At 47.5% G+C, this 14,174-nt stretch carries 11 protein-coding genes; 8 read left to right on the top strand and 3 right to left on the bottom strand.

What is annotated here, in order from left to right; translation table 11 throughout:
• Positions 1-59 precede the first annotated feature (59 nt).
• Positions 60-554, bottom strand: coding sequence for a CGNR zinc finger domain-containing protein (locus ACIFQM_RS21490; protein ID WP_430041492.1), 495 nt, complete (start codon positions 552-554; stop codon positions 60-62).
• On the opposite strand from ACIFQM_RS21490, the gene ACIFQM_RS21485 reads away from it, so the two are divergent.
• The gene (locus tag ACIFQM_RS21485; RefSeq protein WP_430041414.1) at positions 553-999 is read left to right on the top strand and encodes an arginase family protein; all 447 of its coding nucleotides are present in this window, start codon (positions 553-555) and stop codon (positions 997-999) included. The genes ACIFQM_RS21490 and ACIFQM_RS21485 overlap by 2 nt on opposite strands.
• 93 nt (positions 1,000-1,092) lie before the next feature.
• Positions 1,093-2,265 carry an enoyl-ACP reductase FabV gene (fabV, locus tag ACIFQM_RS21480; RefSeq protein ID WP_430041412.1) on the top strand — a complete coding sequence of 391 codons (1,173 nt, stop codon included), beginning with the start codon at positions 1,093-1,095 and terminating at the stop codon, positions 2,263-2,265.
• A 228-nt stretch (positions 2,266-2,493) separates the two neighbouring features.
• On the opposite strand, the gene ACIFQM_RS21475 is transcribed toward fabV, so the two are convergent.
• Positions 2,494-2,697 carry a hypothetical protein gene (locus ACIFQM_RS21475; protein WP_430041410.1) on the bottom strand — a complete coding sequence of 68 codons (204 nt, stop codon included), beginning with the start codon at positions 2,695-2,697 and terminating at the stop codon, positions 2,494-2,496.
• Positions 2,698-2,865: 168 nt separating this feature from the next.
• Here ACIFQM_RS21475 and ACIFQM_RS21470 point away from each other — a divergent pair, with 168 nt between their 5' ends.
• The 4 genes from ACIFQM_RS21470 to ACIFQM_RS21455 all read left to right on the top strand — a co-directional run bounded on the left by ACIFQM_RS21470 (position 2,866) and on the right by ACIFQM_RS21455 (position 8,072).
• Positions 2,866-4,017 (top strand): sn-glycerol-1-phosphate dehydrogenase, encoded by a 1,152-nt coding sequence (locus ACIFQM_RS21470; protein ID WP_430041408.1) that lies wholly within the window; start codon positions 2,866-2,868, stop codon positions 4,015-4,017.
• Between the two features lie 198 nt (positions 4,018-4,215).
• Complete coding sequence (locus tag ACIFQM_RS21465) at positions 4,216-5,313, top strand: GntR family transcriptional regulator (protein ID WP_430041407.1); 1,098 nt, start codon at positions 4,216-4,218, stop codon at positions 5,311-5,313.
• Positions 5,314-5,667: 354 nt separating this feature from the next.
• Complete coding sequence (araD, locus tag ACIFQM_RS21460) at positions 5,668-6,378, top strand: L-ribulose-5-phosphate 4-epimerase (RefSeq protein ID WP_430041405.1); 711 nt, start codon at positions 5,668-5,670, stop codon at positions 6,376-6,378.
• Positions 6,375-8,072, top strand: coding sequence for a ribulokinase (locus ACIFQM_RS21455; protein WP_430066105.1), 1,698 nt, complete (start codon positions 6,375-6,377; stop codon positions 8,070-8,072). The genes araD and ACIFQM_RS21455 overlap by 4 nt, the downstream gene beginning before the upstream one ends.
• Positions 8,073-8,246: 174 nt before the next feature.
• On the opposite strand, the gene ACIFQM_RS21450 is transcribed toward ACIFQM_RS21455, so the two are convergent.
• Positions 8,247-8,831 carry a helix-turn-helix domain-containing protein gene (locus tag ACIFQM_RS21450; RefSeq protein WP_430041402.1) on the bottom strand — a complete coding sequence of 195 codons (585 nt, stop codon included), beginning with the start codon at positions 8,829-8,831 and terminating at the stop codon, positions 8,247-8,249.
• A 298-nt stretch (positions 8,832-9,129) separates the two neighbouring features.
• Between ACIFQM_RS21450 and ACIFQM_RS21445 the strand changes: the two genes are divergently transcribed.
• Both ACIFQM_RS21445 and ACIFQM_RS21440 read left to right on the top strand, forming a co-directional pair.
• Positions 9,130-12,366, top strand: a complete 3,237-nt coding sequence (locus ACIFQM_RS21445) for a hypothetical protein (protein WP_430066103.1) — start codon at positions 9,130-9,132, stop codon at positions 12,364-12,366.
• Positions 12,367-12,437: 71 nt separating this feature from the next.
• Positions 12,438-14,174, top strand: a 1,737-nt coding sequence (locus tag ACIFQM_RS21440; RefSeq protein WP_430066101.1) for a DUF6531 domain-containing protein, incomplete at its 3' end; no start/stop codon positions are given.

Below are 14,174 nucleotides of genomic sequence, written 5' to 3'. Positions count from 1 at the left end.
ATGGGGTGGCAATACCCAAGGGATGAACGTAGCATTAGTCATTTACCTGAGCGTGTATTTCATTGTGATTCCCGGTGTTTCTTGACATGATAACGGGTAGAGCACCGTTTGCTACAGAACCGCTGTAGTCCGTTTTTAGAATGATCAGAAAATATTTCACGACAAGGATCTGAAACGCAGACTTTGAGTCTTGGTCTTCCGTACAGGGTCAGCTCTCTTCCGAGCGTACGCGAACAGACCGCCAGCATACGGTCGGCCAAGCTGCCTGTGTTTTTATCAGATGGACTGTACACATAACGAAAGCTGCCGTCTCCCTGTGCATTTAATCGTGGGCGCAGGGGGGAATGCAATTCACTCTCCGTCAAAAACTCTCCCAGTTGTTCATCACTTCCACTCATAATCAAATCGCGCAGTTTGTCGCGGTAAGCACGCACGGCTGTTAGTTCCTTCAGAGCTACCGTTTCATCGCATAACACTCCATACTTTTGTAGCAAATCATTTAATTGCTCCGGACTGTCAAGCCGTTCCGGTTCTTCATAGTAGGGATCATATATGGACGCACATCCAGATTATTATCATAAAGGAAATAGAGATAAAGCCGTTGTGGCTGGTATGGACCTGGCTATTGTTACGGGTAAAGGAACAGATATGTTAACCAATCTGGAAAATCGAAAACCTTATATTCAAAGTTCCAATGCCCTGACCTTCGGCTATCGCGAATCAGATCCGGAGCAGAGCATTATAGAAGAGGCAAAGACGGAAGGCATTACCTGCTTCAGTGCGGAACGCTCTCTTCGGGAAGGGGGTACCAGACCTGCGGAAATTTTGAATGATTTCATTTATCAGCGAGAGGTTGACGGTTTTTGGCTTCACCTGGATGCAGATGTACTTGACAAAACGCTCATGCCCTGTGTGGATTGCCCGGAATCTCACGGCTTGCAGTGGAAGGAACTCACAGATGTTCTTAGAGTCTTGTTGACTGCTGTATTACGCCCGTAAAAGGTTGAGCCTAAAGCTGATTTGCTATATAGTTAGGACTGGACAACCATTCCATCTATATTAAATGAATGCCAAAGTAGGGGGACCCTTGAAATGATAATTAAACCGAAAATCCGTGGCTTTATCTGTACTACTGCGCATCCAGGAGGATGTGCGGCTCATGTCAATCGTCAAATCAACTACATCAAAGAAAATCCTTCAATACAAGGGGCCAAAAAGGTGCTTGTGATCGGAGCTTCCACCGGCTATGGACTGGCTTCCCGTATTGCTGCCAGCTTTGGTATGAGAGCCGATACCATAGGTGTATCCTATGAACGCCCCGCTTCAGAAGGACGCACAGCCTCGGCTGGATGGTACAACACTGTAGCCTTTGAGGAATCGGCTAGAGCGGCTGGCTACATAGCAGAAAGCATTAATGGTGACGCTTTTTCCCATGAAATCAAGCAGGAGACGTTGAAGCTGATTAAGGAAAAGCTGGGCAAGGTAGATCTAATTGTGTATAGTGTCGCCTCACCACGACGGACGCATCCTGATACAGGTGAAACCTTCAACTCTGTTCTCAAGCCCATCGGACAGTCTTTTTCTGATAAAACGGTGAATACCAATACAGGTGTCGTATCGGAGATTACGCTGGAGCCGGCTACGGAAGAGGAAATCGAAAATACGATAACGGTAATGGGAGGCGAAGATTGGTCCTTATGGCTAAAAGCGCTGGAAGAAGCTGATCTGCTGGCAGAAGGGGTAACCACACTGGCTTACTCGTATATTGGTCCAGCGATCACGGAGGCCATTTACCGTAAAGGAACCATTGGCCAAGCCAAAAATGACTTGGAGGCCACTGCGCATACCTTAACGAAGCAACTGGAGCGTTACGCTGGAAAAGCCTACGTTTCAGTAAATAAAGCTTTGGTTACACAATCCAGCTCGGCTATTCCAGTTGTACCTCTGTATATTTCCTTGCTGTTTAAGGTTATGAAGGAAAAGGGCTTGCATGAGGGCTGTATCGAGCAAGCGCAGCGTCTGTTCGGGAAGCTATATAGTGGAGCGACAGTGGAAACCGATGATGAAGGGCGCATTCGTCTGGACAACTGGGAAATGAGAGCGGATGTCCAGCAGGCTGTTCAAGAGGCTTGGTCCGGGATTACTACAGAAAATGTGTCTGAACGGGGCGACCTTGACCAATATCGTCTGGATTTCCTTCAGTTGTTTGGATTCGGGTTTGATGAAATTGATTATGAATTGGATGTAAATCCAGATATTCAGTAGCATCATGGCTGATCGGCAATTGTAGCGAATTGTACTACACACACAATAAAAGCGGGCACTTACAAGCGAAATAAATCGCTTGTGAGGCCCGTTTTTTTATATCAGGATTTATGCAAATTCCTCATATGTTAGGCAAATGTATATAAGCTGAACTAAAAAAGGTACATGCAAACGGAGTGGGCGGAATGGTGCCGTACAAGCGAAGTGTTCTTGTTTCAGTAGCTGAGACTATCGGGGATCTGACGTAGAAACCGATTTGTGATGAAGCACACGAAAAACAGCGATGGTAATCATGATCCCGGTAACGCCGAAGACAGCTACGGAGGTCAAAGCCTGATAGGCTTGCCAGCCGAATAAAAAAGCAATACCACTGCCAAAGGTTGTGCCTGCCAGTAAACCGAGTGCGCAAGCGATGTCTGTTCTGAATTTCATAAGCATTTTTCCTTTCGAAATCAGGATTTGCAAAGCAACTTGTACTTTTCATCTGGACTTGTACAGGAACTTGTGCGTACAATTAAATGGAAATCGTTTTCAAAGAGAATCTTTTTAACAGTATGAATCATTCTTGAGCAAATTATTCCTTTTCAGGAGGTAGATGAAATGAATATGAATGAGCAGATCAAGCAGTGGAACCAAGAGGCACAAGCAAACAACACCGATCACCCTTACCGTAAGGTAGAATTGTTCATTGAGGTGCGTGATGGGGCGCTTGAAGCCGTTGTCCCTTATTTGAAGCAACAGAATTACCATCATGTGACGCTGGTAGAGGATGAATACACCTCTGCGGCGGCAGGGGAAAAGGTGGCACAACTCATACGTGACGCAGGCTTGGTGGTCGATGTGGTTCGGCTGCCTCCCAATGCTGTGGGGGATGTGATTGCAGATGAAGGCTATATCGTAAAGGTGTTGTTGGGTGTGGCAGATGAGAGTCAGGCTGTACTGGCTGTAGGCTCCGGCACTATTCATGATCTGGTTCGCTTCGCATGCTATAAAATGAATCGCCCGTTCCTATCGGTGCCGACGGCCGCTTCTGTGGATGGATTCACATCGGCAGGTGCGCCGTTGATTGTGGGCGGCAGCAAGCAGACATTTCAGGCTGTTCCGCCGGAAGCGATCTTTGCTGATCTGTCCGTACTGGCGAATGCGCCACAAGCGATGACTGCCGCAGGTTTTGGCGATATGCTCGGGAAATTCACCTCATTAGCCGATTGGCAGGTGTCCAGGGATTTGGGGGGCGAACCGTATTCGCCTTTGGCTAATCGAATCACGGAGGAGGCGCTGCGGGCCTGTGTAGAGCATGTGGATGAGATTGCGGAGGGTAGCCAGGCAGGTGTGGAAGTGCTGATGAACGCGCTGATCGCATCCGGCATTTCCATGCTGATGATTGATCATTCCCGTCCAGCATCGGGGGGAGAGCACCACATTTCACACCGCATTGAAATGGATTTTATTGCGGAGGGGCGCAAGCAAGTTTTGCATGGTGCCAAAGTGGGTGTAGCTTCTGCTTTACTGGCGGACTTGTACAGGGACCTGGCTGCCAGCCAAGCTGTGGATGCTTTGGAGGTATATCGAACCTTGCCCACGTCAGAGCAGATGCGTGCATGGCTGACTCAGGTCGGTGGTCCGTCTACGATTGCCGAGCTGGGCGTAACCGAGGAGCAGCTTGCGCGCGCACTTCGTACGGCTCATACTCTGCGCAATCGCTATACAGGGCTCAAGTATATGAACGATCATCAATTGCTTCGCTCATAAAATGCACCTGTACACAAGCGGTATTTAGACAGGATAACCAAGCACTTGTAACATGGAAGGGATTAGCGAATGGGTTTACGCCTCCGGCAGCTATACAACGATATCCTGCTCCTGTAACATTTGTATGTACAAATGAACGATATGCTATAATCGTGAAATACAAAAGGGTACACGATATTGCAAGTGACGGAGGAAAATATGGCGCCCAAATATATACAGGTTAAACAGGAAATTTTGTCATGGATTCATTCATCCAGGCTGGAGCCTCAAAGCCAGCTTCCTTCTGAGCATGAAATGTCTGAGCAATTTGCGGTTAGTCGGCAAACCGTGCGTCAGGCGTTAGGTGAGCTGGTACAGGAAGGTTGGCTGTTTCGCATGCAGGGCAAGGGGACCTTTGTCGCCACACGGGATAGCAAGCAGCCCGAGGACCCACGGACCATCGGGGTCGTTACGACCTATATATCGGATTATATTTTTCCGTCGATTGTGCAGGGAATTGAATCCAAATTAAGTCGTCAGGGCTATAAGCTGCTGCTGTCAAGCACAGGCAATGACCCCGATCAGGAACGGCAGTGCTTGGAAATGCTGCTTAGCCAGCCATTAAGCGGGATTATTATTGAGCCGACGAAAAGTGGGGAACGCAACCCCAATCTCAATTATTACCTGACCGTGGAAAACCGCCAAATTCCTTATTTAATGATTAATGCGCGGTATGAGGAAATGGATGCGCCATGTCTGCGTGTAGATGATGAGAAGGGCGGGTTTTTAGCGGCTGAGCATCTGATTAAGCTGGGTCATCGTCGGTTAGCCGGGTTTTTCAAGACAGATGATATGCAGGGAATTTTTCGTATGAAGGGATTTGTGGCCGCCCACCGCAAATATGGGGTTACGCTGCATCCGAATGCAGTGACCACCTACCGGACAGAAGAAAAAAATGAGGTTCCGTTACAGCGTGCGTCAACACTGCTGAGTATGGAGCCGGAAGAGCGTCCTACCGGATGGGTAACCTATAATGACGAGCTGGCTGTGCGTTTGCTGGACATTGTGCGTTCGGCGGGTCTAAGCATTCCGGGCGATTTGTCGCTGGTAGGGTTTGATGACTCTTTTTTGGCAACGGCAACGGAAATCAAGCTAACTACAATCCGCCATCCCAAAGAAGAACTGGGGCTTCGCGCCGCTGATACGATATTGTCGATGATTGAAGAAAAGGGCTTCCGCGAAGAGGATCGCCAGTGGATTATTCCACCTGAGCTGATTATCCGTGAATCTACGGGTCCTGTTGCCAGTGACGTATAAAGAACCTAATAAATAGGGGTAAGTTTTTATTTGGATACATGTAAGGACAAGTTGGATAAAATGTAGTTCTAACACCTCATAGCATATCGGCCCGCTCACTAGCCGTACAGGACAGCCTATTTTCTGGATTGCAGAAAATAGGCTGTTTTTGCTATGTTTTTTCTGAAAACATAGACAGGTATGAAGTGAAAAAACGTATAAAAAAACACTGGCTAAGTTGTACGTACAAGTGTATAATGAAAGCGGAACCAAGGATAAGGGCCATTATGAGCCTCTTGAGGTTTTCCATTTGAAGCTGGGTTTAGCACTTCCATTGCAGATTTCAGAAATGATAGTAAAAGGAGTGTTTTATACATGTTAGAACAGTTGAAACAGGAAGTATGGGAGGCCAATCTGGCTCTTCCCAAGCATGGTCTGGTTACTTTTACGTGGGGAAATGTAAGCGGTATCGACCGTGAGCAGGGACTGGTTGTAATCAAGCCAAGTGGTGTAGCCTATGAGGAGCTGAAAGCAGAGCAATTGGTCGTACTCAATTTGCAAGGCGATATTGTTGAGGGTGACCTTCGTCCTTCATCGGATACACCTACACATCTGGCGCTGTACCGTGCTTTTCCGCAAATCGGCGGTATTGTACACACACATTCCTCTTGGGCCACAAGCTGGGCACAGGCAGGACGCGCGATTCCGGCATTAGGGACAACACAGGGTGATTATTTTTATGGAGCGATTCCGTGTACTCGCGCGATGACTTCAGAGGAAATTGCCGGGGAGTATGAGTGGGAGACGGGACATGTGATTATTGAGACGTTTCAGGATATTAGTCCGGCGGATATTCCAGGTGTACTCGTTAATCAGCATGCACCGTTCGCTTGGGGGAAAAATGCCGATGATGCCGTTCATAATGCGGTGGTGCTGGAGGAAGTAGCCAAGATGGCGTACCGTTCCTTCGCACTGAACCCGGAATTAACCTCTATGGATCAGGCGCTGCTGGATAAGCATTTTCTGCGCAAGCATGGAGCGAATGCTTACTATGGTCAAACGAAAAAGGAGGAGACACACAAATGAGCAAGTATACCATTGGTGTCGATTATGGAACAGAGTCCGGGCGTGCGGTCATTGTTGACCTCTCTAACGGAGCTGAAATTGCTACACACGTAACACCTTATCGCCATGGGGTTATTGATGAAGTGCTGCCTGGCAGCGGACGCAAGCTGGAAATGGACTGGGCGCTGGAGCATCCGGCTGACTATATTGAAGTGCTGACGACTTCTGTACCTGCTGTCATGAAGGAGACGGGGATTTCTCCGGACGACATCATCGGGATCGGCATTGATTTTACAGCATGTACGATGCTGCCAATTGATGCGCAGGGACAACCATTGTGCTTTGACGAGAACCTGAAGGATAACCCGCATAGCTGGGTAAAACTGTGGAAGCACCATGCAGCGCAGGATGAAGCGGATCATCTGAATGAAATTGCCACACAACGCGGAGAGGCATTTCAGCCTCGTTATGGTGGTAAAATTTCATCCGAATGGATGATCGCAAAAATTTGGCAAATTCTGAACGAGGCGCCGGATATTTATGATCAGACCGATCGCTTTGTAGAAGCGACCGACTGGGTTATTTCCCAGCTTAGTGGAGAGCTGAAACGCAATCAATGTACAGCAGGCTACAAGTCCATTTACCATCATCGTGACGGTTATCCGGATCGCGAATTTTTCAAAGCACTTGATCCTCGGCTGGAAAACCTGACGGATACGAAGCTGCGTGGTGAGATTTATGACTTGGGTAGCCGTGCAGGTGGATTAACAGAGGACATGGCTGCCAAGCTCGGGCTGAACCCGGGAACTGCGGTAGCCGTGGGTAACGTGGATGCACATGCGGCTGTTCCGGCGGTAGGAGTCGTGACACCAGGGAAGCTGGTTATGGCGATGGGCACCTCTATTTGTCATATGCTGCTCGGTGAGGAAGAAAAAGAAGTTGAAGGTATGTGCGGCGTTGTAGAAAACGGAATTATTCCGGGCTATTACGGCTATGAGGCTGGTCAATCGGCCGTAGGAGACATTTTCGCATGGTTCGTTGAGCATGCTGTTCCAGGTGAAGTGAAGGAGCAGGCTGCGGCAGAAGGCGTGAACGTTCATGTGTGGCTGGAGCGCAAAGCGGCTGCGTACAAACCGGGCGAAACCGGATTGCTTGCGCTGGATTGGTGGAACGGCAACCGTTCTGTGCTGGTAGACACGAATCTGACAGGTCTCATTGTTGGCTATACGCTGCTGACGAAGCCGGAGGAAGTGTATCGTACATTGCTGGAAGCCACAGCGTTCGGCACACGTAAAATCGTCGATGCGTTCCATAACAACGGCGTTCCGGTAGATGTATTGTACGCATGCGGTGGATTACCGCAGAAAAACCGTCTTTTGATGCAAATTTATGCGGATGTAACTGGACGGGAGATCAAAGTGGCGGCTTCTACCCAAACCCCTGCGCTAGGCGCAGCGATGTTCGCGGCAGTGGCAGCGGGAGCAGAAGCCGGAGGGTATGATGATATCGTCGAAGCAGCGCGCCATATGGCTCGTGTACGGGACGAGAGCTTCAAGCCGATCCCAGAGAACGCGGCCGTCTATGATAAGCTGTACGAGGAATACAGCCTTCTTCACGACTACTTTGGACGTGGAGGCAATCCGGTGATGAAGAAGCTGAAGGCGATTAAGGAAGAAGCCGGACGTTCTACAGAAGCGGCAAGCACTCATTCTTAAAAGGTGAGGTATCTAAAAAAGCACAGTACGCCGAGAAAACGGCAGACTGTGCTTTTTTTGTTCTTATATTCCGTGATTTGAAATTGGCGAAAGTCTTATGGGATGAAAGATGGTAATGCGTTCCTTTCATAGACTTTCAGGTAAAGTACAGAAGTTTAGGTTTAACGGGCATTCTCACTTTTTCAGCATGGCATCAGCAAACAAAATGGACTTCGGAATACGGAAAAACTGTTCCGCCTGATCCTGGAAGGTTTGAGAAGGAACGGTACCCTGGTGCAACCATTTTCGAAATGTGCCGGGATGAACGCCAATCCAATGACTGACATCGGTCACCGAAATATCATGGACCATACATAGACCCGCCAAAATCCGGTTTTTGACCGGGGAACGAGTCACAGTCCGTTTCATAAAACGGGACGGTGATGGCTGACAGATGAGCGGTGAACGCCGGACAACCTCTTCATTAAACAGAATATGGTGCGGATACCCAAGTGTGTTACAAGCTTTTTCCAGATTAGTGTTGCCGGGAATACGGCCTTCATATACCCACGCGCTGACGCTACGGGAGGAAATGGAAAGCTGCTCGGCAAGCTGAGACAGTTTAATGTCATTAGCCATCAAAACGGCTAGCAGAACACGATTGCGCACTTGACAGCGTGTCGGCTTGCGAAAACGTTTGACGCGCACACCTTTTCCCAAATATTTGCGATTGATCAGAGACCACGCCTGAATGGAATGTTTGTCTTGTTGTTTAGGCATATATCCTCCGATTTTTTTAACCACATACTACTATACCCGAAGGGGGCTTTGCAAGTGACTCCCCTCCTGATTTTCTTTTAATCCCATGGGCTTAACCGCTTTATGGAAAATAAGGTCCATTTGACCTATGAAAAGGGGCGTATAAGGGGCCGATATATTAAGTTGTGTCTATTTTTATGGAATCGGAGGGAATATATTCTTTTTTTATGATTGTAAGGCTTATAAGAGAGAGAAATGGATAGGGAATCGAAGTATACCCAACTATTTCCTGAATGACAAGAGGAGGTTATCCAGTCAGATGTTTTGTAAAAAGATAATGGTATGGTTTCTGACAGCACTTTTGGCAGCAAACACTTTGCTGTGCTTGCCTGGTGTGGCAGGAGCGGAGGAACAAGATTTAAGGGACGGAATGCAACTGGATCAAGCGGATGCGGCACAGGAGGAACTTGAGGTTCCTGAAGGAACGGTTTCTTTCACCCCGTCCACTTCTGCAACAAACAGTGTCTATAACGCATTAATGATGAGCTTGGCGGCAAACGTGGAATATACGTCGATCCCTATTGATCCCGGGGAAACGTATGAATTTGAGAATACAGATACGATTAGTAAATCCATATACAGTAACGCGTCTGAATCCAAAGGCATTCTGTATGATAGTGTGAGTTACAAAGAGGACGGAGATATCAGCACTGTCCATATGGATTACGGCATAAGTCCCATTGGTGTTCCTGGGGGAGGTACGGCATTTATTACAAATACAGGAACAACAGTATTAACCGTAAAGATAACGGATGTCTTCACCTACACCACATCTGAGAGCCCGGCATTGGAACGTGTTACGGTCTCTAAGAATGAGAGTTACCGGATCGTAAATGACGGATGGACTGCCCGTTCGATTCAGCATGATGGTTCAAGTAAGGACAATCGCCGTTTTGATTTTGCCAAATACAAGGCAGATGGAACTTTAGCTGCATCTGGTCTTTACAGCATTGCTCATCCCTCTTTGGCTGAAGGAGAGGAACTGATCGTTACAGGTAGCACTTCAAATGCTGTGACCTTTGGTTTACCGTACGGAAAATACAGTACAGAAAGTACCGGAGAACCTGCTTACGCACGGGTTACCTTGAACCAAGGAGAAAGCTACCAGTTTATTAATGTTGGAACCAGATTAGACTCAATTGAAAGCGATGGTACACCCAAGGATAAATTGGACTATGTTGTGTATCTGTCCAATGGAACGGAATCCTCGCGTGGCACTGGCACTTCAGCCAAGCCGCAGGTCGGTGTAGATAAATACGCGGTTATTACCCAGGTTACGGCCAATCCGGTTACATACGGCGCACCTTACCGTAACTTTATCGCCCGTCCTGTGGGCGGGGATGCGATCAGCCGTGTCGAGTTTGAGGCAGGCAAGAGCTACATTTTCCATAATAACGGCACGCTGATGAACCCGATCTACAACAACTCCAGAAAGGCAGGAAGCTTGTTCGATTATGCTATTTACAAGCCGGATGGAACGGTCAATTCCTACGGTTTTAACAGCCAGGCTGGTCCTATGATTCCAGCTTCAGGCTATGCCATTGTGACTGTGATGGGTCCAGGACCGATTACATTTGATTATACGGACGATTTTTCCTGGGAAACGAGCAAGGATCCTGCCTTTTTGCGCGTAACCTTATCGAAGGGTGAAAGTTATGCTTATACGAATATTAGTGATCATTTAAGGAATGTTCACAGCACCGCTTCAACCGTTAAGGGCAAATTTGATGTGGTTCTGTATAAAGCGAACGGCATCGAGGAATCCAGACGCAATACTGGGCACTCAACCTTTCTGGTTGGTGCAGGTAAAAAGGCCAGCGTGACGGTAACCAGTGACACGCCGATTACCTTTGGTGGTATCTATCGGAGCTTTAAGGCCAGCGAAGATGACAATGGTATCGGCCAAACGACTTTGGAACCGGGGGATTCGTATGTTTTCCGGAATCATGATAGCCAATCGAACTCATTGCGGCGTGATAAAAGTAGCGGGAATGCACGCTTTGATTCTGCAAGCTATCGAGGACTTCGTTTACTTACATCAGATCATTTCAACAATATAGTAGACCCGGAGATTGTCGCGGGCGGTGAAGCAATTGTCACCAATGTATCAGATCGGCCAATCACCTTTAGTTATAGCAGTAAAGTAGAGGCTTTGCTCAGCGGGCAGGCGGCATTCCATCGAATTACGCTAAAACGTGGAGAAAGTCGGAGATTTATTAATGTAAGTTCTATAGACAAAGCCCTGGATGTCATTTCTGCCAACGGTATGAAGTGGAGCTATACCAATTACCGTGCAGACGGAACTTTCACTCAAGTGAAGGATACAACGCAATTGCCTCTAGTACAGGCTGGTGGCTACGTGGTGATTACTTCTGTATCGGATATACCGGTTACGTTTGGCGGTCCATTAGGAATATTCGATGTGGATGATGCCCAAGCTCCAGCAGGTCAGGTAACCGTTAATCAAGGAGAGAGTTATGTATTCGTGAATACAGGTACAGAGACTTCTACGCTGACCTCCAATGCTGCAAGTGAAAATCGTCTCTATGACTATGCCATATATGGAGAAGGTACCGGTGTTCATTCCAAGGTGGATGACGCAGGAATGAGTGTTTCGTTGCCTATGATCTTACTTGGAGCTGGAAAAACGCTAGTCGTGACTGTGACTTCACCACAGGCTGTAACTTTTAATTATGGAAATGAGATCAAGGCTGAAGCGGGTACAGAACCGGCGTTGTTAAAAACGTCTTTGTCCGGCGGAAAGCAGGAATTATGGATCAATCGCGGAAGCGAGGCAGCCCCTGTCTTGACGAATGCAAAGACGGCTGGTGGAACGTATCAGTATACCGTTACGGATCAGGCTGGAAAAGTGATTCGTGAACATAAAGAGGCGACAGATAATCTACAGCAAGTGCCAGGTAAAGCAAACATTCATCTTGCCGTAGCAGCAGCTACTCCTGCTGTTAATTTTGGAGCGCCTTATCGTGTGTTTGCTATGAAAAATAAAGATGATAGCAAGCTGGACGAGCTCATTGAGCTCATAGAAAAGGAAGCTGACTTTACGGTAGGTCAGCAAGGGAAATATCGTTTTACGCCCAAAGAAGACGGAATGTACCGTTTTGCGGTGAAGGAAAAATCCAACTATGCTGAACAGCAGCCTATTGTAGCTTTATTTTCGGACTCTGATTTTTCGAATCAGCTTGTCTCCTCAACAGAGCAAGAGCAAATATATGGTTGGAATTTCACTGTTTTAGAGTATGAGTTGAAGGCAGGACAAACCGTTTATGTAAAGCTGACAGAAGCCAATAGCGGCGCATTACAAACCGTAATTAAGGCAGCGCATATGGCTCCTGGCAAGGATACTTCATATGAATACGGCAAAGGGAACCGTCTGAATAAAGTTATTTTTTCCACCGGAGATCAAATCGAGCTGCAGTATGATTTAAACGGAAACGTCAGTTCGCGGCTGAAAAAGGTATTTCCTTTTATATTTTAAATGTATATCCATCCTTCGACAGCAAAACAGATAGCCAGATTTACAGGCAATTATTAAATAGGGGTGAGCATGTGTTTAAACGTTATATTTGTAGTCTATTATGTGTGGTCATGTTGCTGGGTCCATGGAGTACATGGGCATATGGAGAGGGAGGGAAAGGAGAGGCTGCTGCTTCTCAGGCTTCTTCGTCTTCCACTCCACAGATTATTACCAGAGCATGGCTTGCACAGCAAACCGGCAAGGATCAGGCTTGGGTCAATGCACAGTTATCCAAGGGCTATACTTTATATGATATTTATAAAGCATGGCAAAAAGATGGCGGGGAAAACTCATTACCGGAACAAAGTCCTGCCTTGTGGGTACAGCAAAACGGGCTTGAATTGAGCACAAAAGCGAAGACGGAGCCGTCCAAGGAGTCGGCTGAGCTCAAGGCGGGTGAAACGCCCGTTCAGGATGAAGTGGTAAGTCCCAAATCGCTGGATCAGGGTGAGGAACCATCGCTGGTTCCTGAGACGACTAAGGCAGGTATACCATCCGTACCCAGCGTACATGATTCCGTGTATGCACCGATTCCAGAAGAAAACGGCCTGATCGGGCAGGATTTACTTAAACAAAGCTTGCTACAGGTATCTGCTGCAACAGATGTGTATGCTCCTTTGGATCAGGCAGCGCTTGCACAAAGCAGGTTAAGTGATGATACTTCGCGTTATGGGCTGGATTACGGTGACAACAGTGTATCCACCGCTTCTGGACAGCTTGTTGTTCAAAATACCGACCTCGTGCTGCCAGGGTCATTGCCCTTTGCACTGACTCGTGTGTACAACAGTTCATTGGCCAATAACCAGATTGGTGTGCAGCAAAATGAGGGGGGATATACAAACACAAGTGCCATCCGCGAGGAGGAAGCAGCTTCAAGTCTGGGACGAGGCTGGAAATGGGATCTTCCTCATATGCAGAAACAGGGCGGTAAACGGTATTTGTACATGCCGGGAACAGGCTCCTATGAACTGAAAAATGATTTGAAGCTTGAAGGATATGCATACAAAGATCTGAAGATCAGTACAGATCAAAGCGCAAGCGTGCAGGGAATACGAAGTGAATACAAAATATCTGAGCTGAATGGAAATGACTATTATCTCGATCAGGATGGTTATTTGATTTTAATCCAGGATGCATATAAGAATCGGGTAGAATTGGATTATACAAGCTCTGGTGGAGCTAGGCTCATTCGTTCGATTCGAAATAATGATGGCAGAGAGCTTGGCTTCACTTACAATGCCGGACAGCTTGTCGTCAAAGAGCAAGGCACGGACCATCAGTACACCTACCGTCAAAGTGGTGAGGGAAGCAGCAAGGTGCTCACGGAAGTGCTGGATTCCCTGTCACGAAGCACCAGCTATACGTATACCTTCATGGATGCTCCGTTTAATTTGGTAGCAGATCGTGAAGGGAAAGCTGGGGTCTTACAGCAAAATACAACTGCGCTGCTCACACGAATTGCACGACCTACTTCGTCCATGACTGACATTCGTTATGAAGCCTACAACAAGCGCATAGGCGTATACGGTACACAAGGCGTGTTTAAAGTGATTTCACGCGCAGATGTGTACAGTACAACGGCAGGTAACCGTTTTTTAAATCAAACCGATTTCACCTATTCGGGAGAGGATCTAGCCGGCTATGGCAAAAACGCCGAATGGACGGTGACTGCTACAGGAACACGTACAACGGAAACCTTCCATTTCGGTAAAACCTTTAGAGGAGAGCATGCACCCGACAAATGGGTTCTTAACCGCTATGATCAAGAG

Origin of the sequence: Paenibacillus sp. NRS-1782 (assembly GCF_050467685.1) — a bacterium.
GTDB lineage: Bacteria > Bacillota > Bacilli > Paenibacillales > Paenibacillaceae > Paenibacillus > Paenibacillus terrae_A.
This window is presented reverse-complemented; position numbering and strand designations above follow the sequence as displayed.

What these genes read in the sequence shown, in the direction of transcription:
- ACIFQM_RS21485 (WP_430041414.1), top strand. Translation starts at nt 553, where the DNA reads ATGGACGCACATCCAGATTATTATCATAAAGGAAATAGAGATAAAGCC.
- fabV (WP_430041412.1), top strand. Translation starts at nt 1,093, where the DNA reads ATGATAATTAAACCGAAAATCCGTGGCTTTATCTGTACTACTGCGCAT.
- ACIFQM_RS21475 (WP_430041410.1), bottom strand. Translation starts at nt 2,697, where the DNA reads ATGAAATTCAGAACAGACATCGCTTGCGCACTCGGTTTACTGGCAGGC.
- ACIFQM_RS21470 (WP_430041408.1), top strand. Translation starts at nt 2,866, where the DNA reads ATGAATATGAATGAGCAGATCAAGCAGTGGAACCAAGAGGCACAAGCA.
- ACIFQM_RS21465 (WP_430041407.1), top strand. Translation starts at nt 4,216, where the DNA reads ATGGCGCCCAAATATATACAGGTTAAACAGGAAATTTTGTCATGGATT.
- araD (WP_430041405.1), top strand. Translation starts at nt 5,668, where the DNA reads ATGTTAGAACAGTTGAAACAGGAAGTATGGGAGGCCAATCTGGCTCTT.
- ACIFQM_RS21455 (WP_430066105.1), top strand. Translation starts at nt 6,375, where the DNA reads ATGAGCAAGTATACCATTGGTGTCGATTATGGAACAGAGTCCGGGCGT.
- ACIFQM_RS21450 (WP_430041402.1), bottom strand. Translation starts at nt 8,831, where the DNA reads ATGCCTAAACAACAAGACAAACATTCCATTCAGGCGTGGTCTCTGATC.
- ACIFQM_RS21445 (WP_430066103.1), top strand. Translation starts at nt 9,130, where the DNA reads ATGTTTTGTAAAAAGATAATGGTATGGTTTCTGACAGCACTTTTGGCA.